The organism is Capnocytophaga sp. (genome assembly GCF_030532915.1).
Taxonomy (GTDB): Bacteria; Bacteroidota; Bacteroidia; order Flavobacteriales; family Flavobacteriaceae; genus Capnocytophaga.
In genome coordinates this window covers 19484-35752 of record NZ_JAUNKD010000027.1, presented here as the reverse complement: position 1 = coordinate 35752, position 16269 = coordinate 19484, and the positions used below count along the sequence as shown (strand labels likewise).

The window sequence follows — 16269 nt, the reverse complement described above, 5'->3', positions numbered from 1 at the left end:
AAATACTAAAATTTCTTGGAACTTTTACTTCTTTAAAGAAAGTTTAAACAGGTTCGAAAAAATAAATCTCTCAAAACAAAAAAATGACTCAATTGTTGTGAGAGATGAAACGGGTGAGGAGTATGAAATAGGTTTGACTTCTGAACAAACAGGCATAGAAGTGTACGCGTTAGACAAGGGAATTTCATCATCACCAAGCGATACGATTGGTAACGGGAAGTTTACAGAAAAAGATATTGAATTTCAACGAAAACTAATAGATGAGTTGAAAAAACGACATCAAGGAAAAACTGAATCCAAACCATTTCACAAATGAAGAACGCCGTTATGCAGAAGGGGCTCAATCATGAAACAGAGTATTGTAATATTATATTTACACATTTCACTCGTAAAACAGACTTTTATAAACTAATATTTACACATTTCACTCGTGAGACAGACTTTTATCAAAAAACCTTTGGCAAAACACTGATGTTTTGCCAAAGGTTCGTATAAAAATCATTCTATATTTAAGTGCAGCTACCTGTTTACAGGGTTTCGGCAAGCCATTTAAAGAAGCGGCGCTGCCAGAAGAGTCCATTTTGGGGCTTTAAAACCCAGTGGTTCTCATCAGGGAAGTAAAGTAGCTCGCTTTTAATGCCGCGTAGCTGTGCCGCAGTGAAGGCTTGCAAGCCCTGCTCTTTTGGAACGCGGTAATCCTTCCCGCCGTGAATGATAAGTATGGGTGTATCCCATTGTTCTACCCTTTCGATGGGGTTAAACTCGCGATAGGCTTTCTGTGCCGTTTGATTTTCCTTTTCCCAATAAGCGCCGCCGAGCTCATTATTGGTAAAAAAGATTTCTTCGGTGGTGCCGTACATACTTTGCAAGTTAAAAACCCCACAATGCGCGATGAATGACTTAAATCGTTTGTTGTGAATGCCCGCCAACTGGAAGACTGAATACCCACCATAGCTGGCACCAATAGCCCCCAAGCGGTTTGTATCAACATAAGGTTCACGAGCGATATCATCAATGGCGGCGAGGTAATCATTCATTGGTTGTCCACCCCAATCTTTGCTGATTTGGGCATTCCACGCCACCCCGAAGCCCGGCATTCCGCGGCGGTTGGGCGCAATAACAATATATCCTTGCGAAGCCATCAGTTGAAAGTTCCAACGAAAGCTATAAAACTGCGAAAGCGCCGATTGAGGTCCTCCTTGACAGTATAATAAGGTAGGATATTTCTTTTTTGGATCAAAATCAGGCGGATAAATCACCCACGCAAACATTTCTTTGTCGTCAGTCGTTTTAATATAGCGTTCTTTAACGGTACAGCGGGCAATATTTTTGTACAAATCGTCATTAACGTGCGAGAGTTGCGCCATATCATAGTATGAATTCGCCTTTTTATTTTTCTTGCGTATATTAATGGTGTAAAGTTCAGTTGCCCGATTCATATCGGTGCGGGTAACAACGAGCAAATCGCCCGATTGCCCTACGATTGAGGTAATATCAAAGATACCTTTGGTGCATTGCTTCGGTGTGGGGTTGATTTCAAACGGATTGATTTCAAAAAGCTGTTGTGTTCCACCGATTGTAGCCGTGAAAAAAATCAGCTTGCCGTCGTTGCTCCACTGATAAGACGATACGGTACCGTCCCACGCTTGTGTAACGTTCTTTTTTATACCGTTTTGCAAGATGATTAAATCGTTCTTATCAGCTTCATTACCATCTTCTTGCATACTGAGCCACGCCAACACACCATCTTTATTAAAAGAAGGGTTGGTGTCATAGCCAAGCATTCCTTCGGTTAGGTTGATCGTCTTTCCGCTTTGAAGGTCATACTGAAAAATATCGGTATTGGTGCTCACAACATAATCTGTACCGCTTTTGGCTTTGGTAACGTACAGAACTTGCTGCCCGTTGTTGCTCCATATGTAATCTTCACTGCCGCCAAAGGGTTCTTGCGGACAATAATACGGCAAATCGGGCATAATATCGGTTTGTTTACCGGTTTTCACCTCTTCGATAAACACGTGATTGTATGTGCCTTCGGTCCATTTATCCCAATGCCTGTGATCCAAGCTTGTATAAACCTGTCCGGTTGATTTTTGCAAATCATCGTGAAAGTCTTTGGCAAATACGGACTTAATTTTCACCGCTTTGTGAATTAGTTTCTTATCCCCAGCGGCATTGAGCTTATCAGTAACCTTTTGTACCTCATCTTGCGAAATAGGAATGGGCACGCCTCCTTTCACCGAGAGTTTATAAAACGTTTTTTTGAACGTATTTTCCTGTACGTCAGGTTTTGAAACGCTGAACAACACAAAATTTTTATCGGCACTGAGCCCGATGGCACTCACACGACCCAATTCCCAAAGTTTTTCGGGCGTCAGCGGTTGCTGTCCCGTCATAAAATTCGTAATCATACTTGCAATCAATGTTATAAATCCTTTCTTCATTGTTATTATTTTATCAAAGGCGTAAAAATAGTAAATAATCTGCATTTGGCAAGTCTATTTTCATAAAAATACAACTCGCCCCCGCATTGCCAAAACGTTTTTTTAACAATGCGGGGGCGAAAAATCGCTATTTTCTCGTCATAAAACGAAAAAAATTCACTTCACAGGTGTAAACCAAAGTAATCTATCCAAAGGAACGGTGAATTTATACGATTTTCCACCTTTATAGACCTTGCCTTGGTCGTCTTTCCATTTGCCTTTGGGAAGTTTCACGCTTCGGGAGTTGTTTTTTCCCATTATCGGAGCTACCAAATACGCATCTCCTAACATATATTGGTCTTTACAATCTTCAAAACCCTGATTCGGGAAGGCATATTCCATATGCTGAACAATAGGTTCGCCCGTTTTGGCAGACTTTTTAGCCTGTTCCAATATGTAATCTCCCAATTGTTCGTGCCATTTGGCGTATTTCAAACATATTTCAAGGTTTTCTTTACTCAAAATTCGCCAAGGAGCTACCGAAAATTGCATCATAGGCATCATTGAATGGATTTGACAAGAACGAACAATCAAACTTTGGTCAAATTTCGTCGGGTCGATACCCTGAAAACTCGAAAATTCGCCTCCGCCAATCATATCAGGACAGGTATAAGCATATCCGAGTAATCCGCAAGCAATCATATCAGGCACAAGCCGCGAAACGCCGTCCCACGAATAGGTTTTGTCGCCCAAACGCTGTACCAGAGGTTGCCCGCCCATTTGCCAGCAAGCACGATATTCGTTGTAGGGGAATTCCAAACCGAGTTTCGCCCAGAGGTAAGTCTGCTCTACGTCAAACGATTGCTTGTCAAAAACATCAATATCCTCTTCGAGGTAACGCTCAGGGTCGCCCGCATCAAATTTGAATCCGTCTATGCCGTAATCGTCCTGCATCTTTTTAAGTACCTGAGTAAAATGGGCAAACGCATCGGGGTTGCTCAAATCGTAACACGCACTGAACCCGTTCCACCAGTGTAACATAGCTGCGTACTTGCTGTTTTTCTTCTTCACAAGGAAGCCTTTATGTTGTAAATCCCTAAATTCCTGCGAATCAGGCGAAACGAAAGGACTAACCCACAGCAAAACCTTGAACCCCATTGCGTGCAGTTCGTCCATCATCGCTTTGGGGTCAGGAAATTTGTCGGGACGAAAATCAAAGTTCCCGTAGTACTTCTGCCAATTGTCGTCAATCATCAAAATACCGGTGGGGAAGCCGTGCTTCACGATGTTTCGGGCGTAATTCAATATGTCTTCTTGGTTCTGATTGTAAACCAGCTCAATCCACGTGTTGTATTGGGGCTTCGAGAAGAAGAGTTCCGGTGGAAGTTGCCCCGATGAGGGGAAATATTTGTTGCAGGCAGCCAGATAAGCCTCGCGAAGGGTGTTGCCGCCGATTCCCAATTCAATTTTACCACGTGTGGTTTTCACTTTGATTTGATTTCCGGTGAATTGAAACTCCATCGGGGCTTCACTCCAAAGATAGCGTCCTTTGTTGGATACGAATAGGGATACGGTTTGATTATTGAAATTGCGGGTTCGTAAGTCGATGGCTTTGGTTTGTGAAAAAGGCATAGAACTACCCAAATGTGTAGCTCCGCCCCACCATTTTTCACCCGTAAGTAGGTCGATTTCCTTCTGTTCTTGTGCCAAAACAGGCAGCGTTACGCAAAATAGACCAACGGAAGTTAAAATTTTTTTTATCATATCTCAATTTATACGAAATTTTTAAATTACAATGTAATTTTTAAGGGGAAAGAGTGGTTCTGACGTAATTTTTAATATTTTTGTATACTTTTGTTGATGTTTTCTATGTATGTCAGAAGTTCTTCCCTGCCTGTTTTATTCTCCGATGAGGTTACGAAGTACGGCGGGAACTCCTCCCAGGTCTCCAATAAGATGTTTTTATATGTTTCCACGTTTCGTTCGATGGCATTGGGTTTGAGTTTATCTGTTTTGGTGAAAATGATGCCGAACGGAACCCCGTTTTCACCCAGCCACTGCATAAATTCCAAGTCGATTTTTTGTGGCTCGTGCCGAATATCCACCAATACGAAGGCACAAACCAATTGTTTGCGTTTCTCGAAGTATTGTGTGATGAATTTCTGGAAGATTTTTTTGCTGGTTTTCGAAACGCGGGCGTATCCATAGCCGGGCAAATCCACCAAGAACCAATTGTTGTTGATTTTGAAGTGATTGATAAGTTGTGTCTTGCCGGGTCTGCCCGAAGTTTTGGCTAAATTTTTATGATTGGCAAGCATATTGATAAGCGACGATTTCCCCACGTTCGACCGCCCGATAAAAGCGTACTCGGGTAGGGGTTCGTTAGGGCATTTACTCACATCGGAGTTGCTCACAATAAATTCGGCTTTGGTAATAATCATCTGGTTGAGAATTTATAGGTTAAAAAAACGAAAAATCACTATGTAATAGTGACTTTTCATTTATACGTTTCGTTTTAAGAACCAAGTATTTAGCAAATCGTTGAACTGGTCGGGGTGTTCCATCATTGGTGCGTGCCCGCATTTGTCAATCCAAAACAATTCCGAATCAGGGAGTAACTGATGAAACTCCTCGGCTACTTTCGGCGGGGTTACAGAATCGTTCTTTCCCCAGATAAGACAAGTGGGGGTCATCATTTTGGGCAAATCTTTCGCCATATTATGACGGATAGCACTCTTGGCAAGAGCCAACGTTTTGATAAGCTTCCCGCGGTCATTGACATTCTGGAAAACATCATCTACGATTTGTTTGGTGGCTACGGCGGGGTCGTAAAACACTTCTTCGCATTTCTTTTTGATGAAATCATAGTCGCCCCGACGCGGATATCCGTCGCCCATAGCACTTTCGTAAAGCCCTGAACTTCCGGTAAGTACAAGTGCTTTCACACGATCGGGGTGTCGTTTTGTGTACAGCAAGCCCACGTGTCCGCCCAGTGAATTTCCAAGCAAAATAACCCTTTCAAATTTTTTATGCTTGATGAATTTATGCAAAAATTTTGATAGCGTTTTTACCGATGTTGTCAGTAAAGGCATTGAAAATAAGGGCAATTCCGGAATGACGACTTTATAATTCGCTTTTGAAAAGAATGAAACCACCCCTTCAAAATTGCTCAATCCGCCCATAAGCCCGTGCAAAACAATAATCGGCGTGCCTTCTCCCCACTCAATGTATGAAAATTTCCCTTCTTTTTTAACTTCTGTTGTCATTAATTTCACTTGAAAATAATGAAGCAAATATACTACTAAAATTGAAATATCATACAAAATCAGGCATATTTTTTCTAAAAAATTCTGCTTTCAACGGTTTTTATTCAAAATGATTCTTTCTTAAAAATTAAAAATGAAGTGTTTACACCTTGTTTCTGCTTAATTACAAACGTAAGTTAATCATCTAACTTACAAACTATCAAAATATTATCTGTTTTTGATTAGTAAACCCACTACCAGATTGTAACTCTGAATGCCTTGCGATTGTTTATTGGCTTTCAGAAATGAATCATAGACGTTTTTGAATATTGGCTCGGCTTGGTTTTCATACTTACGCCAAAAATCACGTACTTCGGTGTAGTTTTTTACTATTCCTTTGTTGAGTTTTGATAAAAACAGCTCATATTTTTCAGGATTAACCTTGTAAGTTTCATTAAGCAAATAGCGTAATGCAAACAAACAAGCGCTGTACTTAAAATACATATCGTTGCTATTTCGGGCTGCTAAGTAACCTAAGTAATTCGCCTCTTCTTCGGCTGCATACCCCATCTGATGTGCTATTTCGTGACACGCGGTAACCGGAACAGCATAGCCAATCATTTTACCATTAACTTGGGCTTCATTTGTAAAAGGGTTAATATAGCCACTATACCCCATATAGGTTAAAAACGTGCTGTAAATAGATGTTTTCACATTTTGAGTACTTGAAAAACAACTGAGATTATATTCCCGCAACGGGTAACTTTTAAATGCCGTGTCGTAAATTTGTTGTTTCGTGAGTGTGTAATCTACCTTCAAAGTGTCATTTAATGCTAACTGGTTGTGGAGCTTATTTGCTTCTTGTAAGTAAGTTTCCACAGTGGTGAAAAGTTCTTCTTCCGTATAGGAAGTATCAATTTCAAGGCTATTTGCCAATGACACCCGAAAGTAATTAAATCCCCACAGCAGAAAAAACCCAAACACAAGCATAGTTAAAAACAAACATACCTTATCTAAAAACCACACGGGTCGTTTTACAACTGATTTTCCATTCTTAATCAAAAAATAAATCGCAAAGGCTATCAGCAAGGTATAAAACACATCACCTGCTGAAAACGGAAGCCAACCCAACATAAAATGCAATGACTTTGCGAGGTAAGGATACAGTCCCCTACTGTAAATAACTTCAGTGTGATGCGGGAAATTTCTAAAAAATAACCAAATTACTAAAACACTTACGTAAAAGATTAACTTCTTCTTATTCATAAAACAACTCTTTTTCAGTTTGTAAAAAATCAGCTTGCGGGCAATTAAAACACAACAATGCGTTTTTTTAGTACGTTGTTGCAAAAATACTAAATTTTTATTACTAACTTTGTACGCAAGAAAAATAAACAACAAACTTGGGTAATTAAAAACAAACAACAACGCATCAATTCAAACACCATTATATAGTAAATGAATGCAATTGTTTTTAATTAGCCCGTGTTTGACAATTAAATAGCAACAATATGAGTACAAATCAAGACATCCGTAAGTTAGAACCCACAGCCCTGTGGCAGAACTTCGCCGATTTGAATGCCGTTCCCCGAGCATCAAAAAAGGAAGAAAAAGTTATTGAATTTATGCTTGCTTTCGGCAAAAAACTAAACCTCGAAACGTTTCGTGATGAAGTAGGCAATGTTATTATCAAAAAGCCCGCCACGCAAGGGTTTGAACATCTGAAAACCGTTGTGTTGCAATCGCATTTGGATATGGTACACCAAAAGAATAACGACACCGTTTTTGATTTTGATACCGAAGGCATTAAAATGCTTATCGACGGCGGTTGGGTAAAAGCCCAAGGCACGACATTAGGCGCTGACAACGGTATCGGGGTTGCCGCAATTATGGCAATACTTGAAAGCAATGACATTCAACATCCCGCAATCGAGGCGCTATTTACCATCGATGAGGAAACAGGTATGACAGGCGCGATGGGACTCAAAGGCGGTTTGCTGCAAGGTGACATACTGCTGAATTTAGACACTGAGGAAGATGATGAAATTGACATAGGCTGTGCCGGAGGCGTTGATGTTTCGGCATATCGTGAATACGATGCGGAACAAACCCCCAACGATGTGGTAGCATATCAAATCACCGTGAAAGGACTCAAAGGCGGGCATAGCGGAATGGACATACACAAGGGATTAGGCAATGCCAACAAAATAATGAATCGTTTACTCTTTGACGGATTCGAAAACTTTGGTTTGCGAATTGCCTCACTAATGGGCGGAGGTCTCCGAAATGCCATTCCACGTGAAAGCACGGCGCTTATAGTCATTGACAAAGTGCATCAAGAAGCCTTCGAGTTTGAATTTAAAAACACGGCTGAGGTTATAAAACACGAACTTGCGGTAACTGAACCACAACTCTCAATTAATTATCACACTGCTGAAATACCTCAAACCGTAATGGAATTAGGTGTTCAGGAAGGTATTTTACGTTCCCTCTACGCGGCGCATAACGGCGTATATGTAATGAGCCCAACCATTGACGGACTTGTACAGACCAGCAACAACATTGCCCGAGTTACCATCAGCAATGGGGAAATTCACGTGTACTGCCTCACGCGCTCATCGGTAGAGACTTCAAAATATGACTTGGCTAATTCACTACGCGCCGTGTTTGAACTCTCCGGCTGTGAAGTGACTTTCTCCGGAAGCTATCCGGGCTGGGAACCCGATGTAAATGCTTCCATACTGAAAGTATTAAAAGAACAATACGAAAAACTATTTCAATCACAACCCAATGTGGTTGCCTGCCACGCCGGATTAGAATGCGGCATCTTGGGGCAACATTATCCCGATATGGAAATGATTAGTTTCGGACCTACAATTAAAGGAGCGCATTCGCCCGATGAAAAAGTCAGCATTGAGTCGGTTCAAAAATTCTGGAAATATTTACTCGAAATTTTGAAAAACATTCCGCCCAAAGTTGCAACTGCTTAATCTGCATCGACTTTAAAAATATCCCATACTTTTTCTATGAACCCTTTGCAAAAGTTATAGACTTTCACAAAGGGTTCTTTTCATCATTTTTAGAAAATAAATACAACCAAAGCTGTTTATATAAAAATTTTTAGCAAAAAATTTGTTTTCTATCCTAAAACTACTTACCTTTGGAGCGAGTTTTAGTTTAATGTTTAATATGTAATACAACACACTATGAAATTAACATATCGCAACCTCTCGACAAAATCATTAGCAACGTTGGCAGAACAAGTCATCAATGCATCAAAAAGCGGCAAATACCAAGTTACTGAAAACCACCCGTTGCTTACTCAATTGGAAAATGAATACGATATTTACTACAAAGCGTATTCAAAACAAACTTTTAGCGGAAAAGGAAAAGTGGTGTCAGAAGCCGGAAACGCACGTGGAAAAGCTTTTGCAGACCTCAAAATATTCCTTGAAGGTTATACGCGACTTGCCATAGCCCCGAACCACGCCGATGCCGTAGCGCTGTATGATATTTTTAAGTTTTACGGATTAAATATCGACCGTAAATCATATGCCGACAGTGCGGCGCAATTCAAAAAGTTAATCGAAGCATTAGCCACAACCGAAAATCAAGAGCGCCTGCAACGTTTGGCAATTACGCCGGCGTTTGAAAATCTTAAAAACAAGTGTGATGAGTTTAACACACTCTATGCCGAACAAGCCGAAGCCAATGCCGAATTGCGCCAAAAGAAGAGTGCAACTACCCTGCGAAAGCAATTAGAAGAAGCACTGCGCAATTACTTAACAATGATAACGGCTATGCGTTCCCTTGCCGGTTGGGACACACTTTTTGCTGAGCTTAATGAAATTGTAAAAAGCGTACGATAAATTACCTTTGTAAAAGAGTAAAATCGTTATTTTGATTTTTTATTCATTTTTTTAAATTTTTTTGTTAATAACATTTATTGATTAATTACCTCTGTCGGTTGCTACAAACACCACAGAGGTTTTTATTTTCAACTTTGTCAAAGTTGAAAACTTTGACAAAGTTTTTAAAACACTTCCCTTTTTAAAGAGACTTAGTAGGATGTCAATTAACCCCCTACTCTTTATCAATCAACTGCAAAACGGATTGATAGTTCCGTTGTACTTTTTCATTATTCAAACCGAGTTGCATAGCCTTTTCAAAATGTGTTTTAGCTTTTGCATAGTCTTCTTCTTCGGCTGCAAGCAAGCCCATAAAGTAAAACACTTCGGGGTTATTTGGCTGATAAACAAGTGCAGATTCTAAAACAGATTGGGCTTTATCATTACGCTTGATTTTACTATAAAGCGTTGCTAAATTAAGCCGAATGTGATTGAGATTTTTATCTTTCTCGATGGCGCGTTCATAAAACAAAATAGCTTTATCCGTATCTCCCATTTGGGCAAAATAATCACCGGCTGTGGCACTTCCAAGTGGAAAGTCGGATTGTGAAAGCACAAAGGTTTCGTATTCCTTCAAAGCTGTTGCAAATGAAGGCAAGTTGTGATTTGACCATTCCGCACCTTTCTGCATTAAAAACACATTGGCAGTAGCCACCCGCACCGCTTTAACTTTATCCGACAATAACGGAATGAGTTCACGCTCATACAAATGTATTGGAAAACCACTCAGGGCAAGCACCGAACGGTATCGGGTTTGTGCATCACGGCTGTGAAGTTCTTTTTTGATAAGGTTGAGACTTTCCTGCGTGTAAATACCACCTAAATAATGCACTGCGGCAGCCCGAACCACATCAGGAGTTAATTGATTTTCAAGCAAAGCACTTAAATTACGAATGCTTTGAGGTGTTTGCATACTTCCAAGAATTAAATCTTCGGCGAAATGAGGTTTACGCACCACTCCATACCATTGCTTCACAGCATTAGCAGCCCATTTTGCCGATTGGTCAGTATGACAATCATTGCAGGCATTCGGAACACCGTATGCGGCACTCAAATCAGGACGCGGAACAGAAAAATTATGGTCGTGCCGAATATCATTACCCATATAAGTACGTGTAGGCATATGGCAGGATTTACAATCAGAAGCCGGTGTGTTTTCCTGATGATGTGTATGTGATGATTTACCATAGTCGGTTGAATGACACTGAAAGCAGAGCTTATTCCCCTCGTATTTTAGTTTTTCCGAATGGGGTGAATGACAGTTTGAGCATTTGATTTGTGAATGAAACATCTTGCTTTGCAAAAACGACGTGAATTTGTAAACCTCATCATAGGCTTGACCATCTGCAAAGTATAGATTTTTAATAGGAACTTCCGGAATATAATTATCCATAATTTCGGTTGAATGCACCCGGTGTTGCGACAATTCGCCCCGCCGTGAGTGGCAAGGCATACAGCTTGCAAGCTCCTCACCCTGCGTTGTGTTTTGATGCAAAGCAATGTGCAAATCCTTACTGACACCCTTGCGGTAATGTTCCCCACGTATGAAATCAATATGTTTTTTTCCTTTTCCGTGACAACTCTCACAGCTTACATTCAATTCACTGTATGTGGTAGTATACTCACCGGTGAGCGGATTCAAATTCTTTTGTAAATTTGTTGAATGACAGTAGGCACACATCATATTCCAATTTTGTCCGGCATTTGTCCAGTGCAGATAATCATCTGCGAGAATTTTTTCGCCCGCATACTGATGAAACCATTTACCCTCGCGCGTGTCCCAACTTTGCCGAAGCACTTGCATTCGCCCTCCGTCAAGTTTTGTTATGTACTGCTGTAAAGGAAAATGACCAAAGGTGTAACTGATTTCATACGCTTTGTAAATACCTTGCTCCCCTTCCGTATAGATATAAAACACATTATCTTTTTTAAAAAAACGCGAGGTAATACCATCAGCCGTATAGGTAACATCATTAAAATTACCGAGAACAGTTTCATTTGTGGCTTCTTGCATTGCTTTATAATGGTCAGAACCTTGCCACTCCTCATATTCTTTTTGATGACACTCACGACAGGACTCAGCACCTACGTATTCATTCTGACTTGCTTCGTAAACAGCTGTCTGCATCGTGTATTGTTCTGATTTACGAAACAAAAAATAACTTGCCAACACTGATATAATTAAAACGGCAAGCAATGCAAAAAGAATCTTTCTGTTCATAATTTAAAAAGTTTAGTGGTTGAATGCAAATGGCAGGTTACATCTTTAAATAAAAATCTTTGGTAAGTGAAATATATTCGTCGGTATATACATTTCGTTTTTTTTCAATAACAAGCACATTGATTGGATAAACTTCAAGTTGTGTTTTAGTAAAAGTAATGAGGCTTCGTTTCACATCAGAAGTTGCATTGCCTTTCACACGTGTAATTTTATTAGGAAACAATCCGCGTTGTTTTGCCAAATCGATGAAATTACTCTCTTCGGCATACGGAATTATTACGGCAAATGTTCCGACATCCGAAAGCAGTTGTGAAGCGCCTTCAATCAGCGTTTCGAATGGCAAAAAATGTTCAAATCGGGCTTGGTTACGTGCTGTTTGCACTGCATTACCATCGGAAGTATAAAAAGGCGGGTTTGAAACAACTAAATCATACTGCTCATCATTCATTTCTGCTACAAATTCTTCAAACGAAGCGAAGTAACAGAATAGTCTATCCCCCCAAGGGCTATCCTCAAAGTTGTTTGTACATTCAATATAGGCCTTTTCATCTATTTCAATGGCGTCAATAACTTCTGCACTACTGCGTTGTGCTAACATCAATGCGATAATACCTGTTCCCGCCCCTACATCAACTATTTTCTGAATGTGGTTTGGCACAGGCACCCACGCTCCTAACAAAACACCATCTGTACCTATTTTCATTGCACTTTCAGATTGTGAAACCGAAAACTGTTTGAATTGAAACACCTTATTTTTCATTTAAACACATTTGTAATTTTATAAAATATACCCAAAAATAATCAAAACACAACCGTAATTAAACTAAAAAATAGATGTGCCATTACAAACACATCTATTTTTAAAATAATATAGCTATGAAATAATTAAATCCGTCTTATTATTTAATTCACACATCAATGTTTTCATTTAAACACCTTTGTTTTTTAATAAAAACACAAATTCATTAATTTAATTACGTAATGAAGAGAAAAGCCTCACCACTGCTTATCTTTTCCGCAAAAAATGAAATACTATTCTCTTCAAGTTGTCTTTTCAATTCATTTTTGAAAGGTTTTACCACATAATGTACCGGACAAGGTTTTGTTTCCGAACACCCTTTCAAACTCATTGAACAAGTCGAAAACGTTTGTGTGTCATCAACCAACTCAATGATTGTCATTAGCGGTGCTTGTTTTTCTTTATCCGTGAGCCAAAAACCGCCACCCGGCCCCTTCACTGAGCTTATCGCGCGTTTCCGAGCTAATGTTTGCAAGAGTTTAGCTAAAAACGGCAGTGGGATATTTAACTTCTCGGCAATTTCTTTTGCACTCACCTTGTTGTTTTCTGATGAATGCACGGCGAGATAAATAACCGCATTGACTGCATATTTACTTGAATTGGAAAGCATAACAAAAAACTACTAAATTAATTGCAAAGGTATGAAAAAAAATGCTTACACCCATATTTTTTCTTATAAACAAGCGTAATTAATGTATAAAACAGATTTTTAATCGTATTTTTGTCCGTTTTTGAATGTAAAACAAAACAGATTACTTTAATTAACAAAGAGTTATGAATTACGCACTTTTTTTTGATTTCACCTTCGACGCTGATTTCGGGCTTTTCCTGCCGAATGCTTATCTTACCCAGCGCAGAGCAAACGCCCACTACTTTTTTAAAAAAGCCACCGATGAAATCTTAAAAAATCTTACTGATTTTACCTTAACCACAGCCGAAAGTGAAGCACTTACACTTGTAAACAGCTTACAGAAATCTGTTTTGATAAAGAAATTCATCAAAAAGGACACAACTTTGAGCTTAATTTATAAAAACACACAGCAAAAGCACGTAATTCAGTCATTCATTGAAGAAAAAACCGCCGATTTACTCACAATTATCACCGAAAACAGCTTGTCAACAACTATAAATTATCGTTCAAAAGACGAAATCAGCAAGCAATACCTTACAATTACTTCAAAAACACTCGAACCTTTATTAAATTTTGAGAAAATTGAAACAGGCATTCGGTATTGTTTGCTTCTGCAAGACGGAGACATTCAAAAAGTGCCGTCGCAACATCACATCGAGCTGTTGAACAATGAAAAATCGTGGGTGGTGATTGATGGCGAGCTGTTGCGTATTGCCCACATAAAAGCATTGAATATCAAACCCTTTTTGGATAAAGATGACGTTTTTATTCCGAAGAAACTCATCGGTGAGTATTTTAACAAATTCTTGAAAGGCATTTTAAAAAAGGTTGAAATAACCGCCAAAGGATTTGAAATACAGCAAAAACAGCAAATTTTAACTACCAAAGTGCGCTTGGTGAATGATTTTTTCGTGAATTGTTATAAAATTTACTTGGAATTTGATTATGACGGTTATCATTTTGTTAGCAATCAGCGAAAAACATCGCATTCCGTTTTAGAAATGACCGAAAGCGGTTCGATTATCATTAAAAACTACAAGCGGGATATTGCATCGGAAAGGGAAAAACATCAATTTTTGATTCAATTAGGCTTCACCGAAGAAGACGGAATGTTTTTTCGGGAAGGTTCTTATCCATTTACGACTTATTTTTACATAATTCAACACCGTGAAACCTTACTCACAAACGGATTTTTATTAAATCATCTTGAAATTAACAAAAAAACGGTTGAAGTTTTACCAACTGAGCTTATTTTTGACAAAACTCAAACCGAAAATGATTGGTTTGACTTGCAAATAAAGGTAAAACACGGTGAAAGTGAATTCTTTTTTAAAGATTTGATTCAAAATATCAAAGAAAATAACCCTATTTACATATTACCGAATGAAAAAATATTCGTAATTCCGCAAGAATGGTTTAGCCGCTACGGAAGGCTGGCGAAGTTTACAAAAATACGCAACGGAAAGTGGCAATTACCTAAAAATAACTATGCCTTGCTTGATGAATTACCCGAATTACAGAATAAAACACTGATTACCAATGTAGAATACACTCCGTCAGCGAATTTAAAAGCTACCCTCCGACCCTATCAAATTGAAGGTGTGAAGTGGTTGTTGGAACATCATTACAACGGGCTGGGCGCTTGTTTAGCTGACGATATGGGACTTGGTAAAACACTGCAAACCATTGCGTTATTGGTTGATATACACGATAGGCTTCCTGAAAAAGAAATTGAAAACCCTACCAATTTGTTTGACATCGGGCAAAAGCAAAAAGAGCCTTTAAAAACACTGGTGATTCTGCCTTCATCATTGGTTTTCAATTGGTATGACGAAACAAAACGATTCGCCCCGCAACTAAAATGCTTGCAATATGTTGGAAATGACCGAAAAAACAAAGCCAACCGATTGTTAAACTACGATATGATTTTCACAAGTTATCCTATCGTTACGCGCGATGCAAAAATTTTTCAAAAATACGAATTTCGATATATCATTTTAGATGAAAGTCAGCGTATTAAAAATAAAAATTCACAAACCTTTAAGGCAATTCACGCCATAAAAGCACAACATAAAATATCGCTCAGCGGAACGCCCATTGAAAATTCATTGAGTGATTTATGGTCACAAATGCAGTTTATCAATCCGAATGTTTTGGGAAGTTTTTCACATTTCAGCTCATATTTTAAACACGGAATCGAAAAAAAACAAGACCCGACGGTACTGGAAGAACTAAAAACCATCATCAGTCCGTTTTTGTTGCGCCGAACCAAAGAGCAAGTACTTGATGATTTGCCGGAAATAACCGAACAAATTGTTTATTGTGAACTTTCGGATGCTCAGAAAAAATGGTATGAACAGGAAAAATCAAAAGCCCGAAACGAATTATTACGAATTGATACTCAGCATATCCAATTCAACGCCCTAAATGTGCTTATACGGTTGCGACAAATAAGCAATCACCCGAAATTGGCGGACAAAAACAGTGAAATTCCATCAGGAAAGTACGAAGAAATCATAAATTATATGGAAATTATTCGTAATTCATCACAAAAAGCGCTTATTTTTAGTAGTTTCATATCACATTTAGCCATTTTTGAGCATTGGTGTCAAGAAAATAAGATTCAATACGCCAAATTAACGGGCGAAATTTCTTCCGGTGAACGAAAAAAACAGGTAGAATCGTTTCAAAATAACAAAAACGTACTATTTTTCTTCATTTCACTCAAAGCCGGTGAGGTTGGTTTAAACTTGACCGAAGCCTCACACGTTTTGTTGCTCGACCCGTGGTGGAATCCGTTTTCAGAGAAACAAGCCATCGCCCGAGCGCATCGATTGGGACAGAAAAATAAAGTCAATGTAATTCGTTTCGTTTCAAAAAATACCATCGAAGAAAAAATCATACGATTGCAACAAACCAAAAAAGAACTCTCACAAAACATCGTGGAAGAAAACAGACTTGTAGCCGAAATAATTGAACACATTGACGACTTTTTGAGTTAAAACAAAAATCCCTCATTTGTCATAAATGAGGAATTTTATT

12 protein-coding genes are annotated in these 16269 nt (G+C 39.0%); 4 read left to right on the top strand and 8 right to left on the bottom strand.

The window, feature by feature from the left end:
- Positions 1–316 (top strand): hypothetical protein (locus Q4D72_RS08970; RefSeq protein WP_303077502.1); only part of this gene is annotated, 316 nt, incomplete at its 5' end.
- A 211-nt stretch (positions 317–527) separates the two neighbouring features.
- On the opposite strand, the gene Q4D72_RS08965 is transcribed toward Q4D72_RS08970, so the two are convergent.
- The 5 genes from Q4D72_RS08965 to Q4D72_RS08945 all read right to left on the bottom strand — a co-directional run bounded on the left by Q4D72_RS08965 (position 528) and on the right by Q4D72_RS08945 (position 6934).
- Positions 528–2444 carry a S9 family peptidase gene (locus Q4D72_RS08965; protein WP_303077501.1) on the bottom strand — a complete coding sequence of 639 codons (1917 nt, stop codon included), beginning with the start codon at positions 2442–2444 and terminating at the stop codon, positions 528–530.
- Between the two features lie 156 nt (positions 2445–2600).
- Positions 2601–4187 carry a glycoside hydrolase family 31 protein gene (locus Q4D72_RS08960; RefSeq protein WP_303077500.1) on the bottom strand — a complete coding sequence of 529 codons (1587 nt, stop codon included), beginning with the start codon at positions 4185–4187 and terminating at the stop codon, positions 2601–2603.
- Between the two features lie 71 nt (positions 4188–4258).
- Positions 4259–4861 carry a ribosome biogenesis GTP-binding protein YihA/YsxC gene (gene yihA / locus Q4D72_RS08955; protein ID WP_303077503.1) on the bottom strand — a complete coding sequence of 201 codons (603 nt, stop codon included), beginning with the start codon at positions 4859–4861 and terminating at the stop codon, positions 4259–4261.
- A 63-nt stretch (positions 4862–4924) separates the two neighbouring features.
- Positions 4925–5689: an alpha/beta fold hydrolase gene (locus Q4D72_RS08950; RefSeq protein WP_303077499.1), complete on the bottom strand. Its 765-nt coding sequence runs from the start codon at positions 5687–5689 to the stop codon at positions 4925–4927.
- Positions 5690–5896: 207 nt separating this feature from the next.
- Complete coding sequence (locus Q4D72_RS08945) at positions 5897–6934, bottom strand: DUF3810 domain-containing protein (protein ID WP_303077498.1); 1038 nt, start codon at positions 6932–6934, stop codon at positions 5897–5899.
- A gap of 245 nt (positions 6935–7179) precedes the next feature.
- Here Q4D72_RS08945 and Q4D72_RS08940 point away from each other — a divergent pair, with 245 nt between their 5' ends.
- Together Q4D72_RS08940 and Q4D72_RS08935 are read left to right on the top strand one after the other, a co-directional pair.
- Positions 7180–8658: an aminoacyl-histidine dipeptidase gene (locus Q4D72_RS08940; RefSeq protein WP_303077497.1), complete on the top strand. Its 1479-nt coding sequence runs from the start codon at positions 7180–7182 to the stop codon at positions 8656–8658.
- 216 nt (positions 8659–8874) lie between these two features.
- Positions 8875–9537, top strand: a complete 663-nt coding sequence (locus tag Q4D72_RS08935; RefSeq protein WP_303077496.1) for a DUF6261 family protein — start codon at positions 8875–8877, stop codon at positions 9535–9537.
- A 214-nt stretch (positions 9538–9751) separates the two neighbouring features.
- Here Q4D72_RS08935 and Q4D72_RS08930 read toward each other — a convergent pair whose 3' ends face one another.
- The 3 genes from Q4D72_RS08930 to Q4D72_RS08920 all read right to left on the bottom strand — a co-directional run bounded on the left by Q4D72_RS08930 (position 9752) and on the right by Q4D72_RS08920 (position 13206).
- Positions 9752–11797, bottom strand: coding sequence for a multiheme c-type cytochrome (locus Q4D72_RS08930; protein WP_303077495.1), 2046 nt, complete (start codon positions 11795–11797; stop codon positions 9752–9754).
- Between the two features lie 37 nt (positions 11798–11834).
- Positions 11835–12557, bottom strand: a complete 723-nt coding sequence (locus tag Q4D72_RS08925; RefSeq protein ID WP_303077494.1) for a tRNA1(Val) (adenine(37)-N6)-methyltransferase — start codon at positions 12555–12557, stop codon at positions 11835–11837.
- A gap of 214 nt (positions 12558–12771) precedes the next feature.
- Positions 12772–13206 carry an Rrf2 family transcriptional regulator gene (locus tag Q4D72_RS08920; RefSeq protein ID WP_303077493.1) on the bottom strand — a complete coding sequence of 145 codons (435 nt, stop codon included), beginning with the start codon at positions 13204–13206 and terminating at the stop codon, positions 12772–12774.
- Between the two features lie 164 nt (positions 13207–13370).
- Between Q4D72_RS08920 and Q4D72_RS08915 the strand changes: the two genes are divergently transcribed.
- Positions 13371–16229, top strand: coding sequence for a DEAD/DEAH box helicase (locus Q4D72_RS08915; protein ID WP_303077492.1), 2859 nt, complete (start codon positions 13371–13373; stop codon positions 16227–16229).
- Positions 16230–16269: the final 40 nt, after the last annotated feature.